The organism is Mesorhizobium sp. M0018, from assembly GCF_040323955.1.
GTDB lineage: Bacteria > Pseudomonadota > Alphaproteobacteria > Rhizobiales > Rhizobiaceae > Mesorhizobium.
Window position 1 is genome coordinate 1 of sequence record NZ_JAMYVL010000084.1, and the last position, 854, is coordinate 854.

At 58.0% G+C, this 854-nt stretch carries 1 protein-coding gene; it reads right to left on the minus strand.

The genetic code is table 11. The features are described from left to right. Positions 1-854 (minus strand): ABC transporter substrate-binding protein (locus NKJ81_RS32550; protein WP_352542985.1); only part of this gene is annotated, 854 nt, incomplete at both ends.

The window sequence follows — 854 nt, forward strand, 5'->3', positions numbered from 1 at the left end:
CCAGTCTGTGGACTGCAGGATGACGACTTTCTCGCCAGCATATCCCGCCTCCTTCAACAGCTGACTGGCCTTTTCCGGATCGCCGCCCTTTTTGAACCATCCCGTATTTTCGTCGTTGGACACCGGCGTTTCGTTTCCAAACATCGAAGTGACGGTGCGGAAGTATTTTGCGTCGCCATAAGCGGCGCGCAACACAGCCTCTTGATCGATCAGGTGAAGCATCGCTTGGCGTGCCTTCACGTTGTCAAACGGCTTTTGCAGACAGTTCATGCGCAGGAACATGTCGCTGCCCGACTTGTCCAGAACTTGCAGTGCAAGGTTGGGATCGCCCTCGATGACTGGCAAAAGATCGGTCGGCGGGATTTGAATGAAATCAATCTCACCCGCTTGCAGGGCCGCGAAGGCAGTCTGCTGATCGCCAATATTTTCCCAGATGACGCGATCGACCTTAACGATCTTACCGCCGGCCAATCCGTCGGGCGCCTCGTTACGCGGGACGTATTGTTCATTGCGATCGTAGGTGAAGCTCGCGCCGGGCTTGGCAAGAGCGTGATTGAACTTGAACGGCCCCGATCCGATATTCGCAGTCACCTGCTGCGTTGGAGGAAGACTCGCGTCCTTCTCGCGCATGATGAATGGCCCTTGGAAAGCCAGGATGTCGAGTACAACCCCCAACGGCTCTTTGAGCGCGATTGTGAAGGTCTTGTCACCCTTTTTCGAGATATCCCTGGCCCGCGCCATGAGCAACTGCCCGCCAGGAGCCACTTGGCCCCAGCGGCGGATCGAGGCCACACAGTCCGCCGCAGTGACGGGGGTGCCGTCGTGCCACCCCAGACCATCGCGGAGCTCGAACG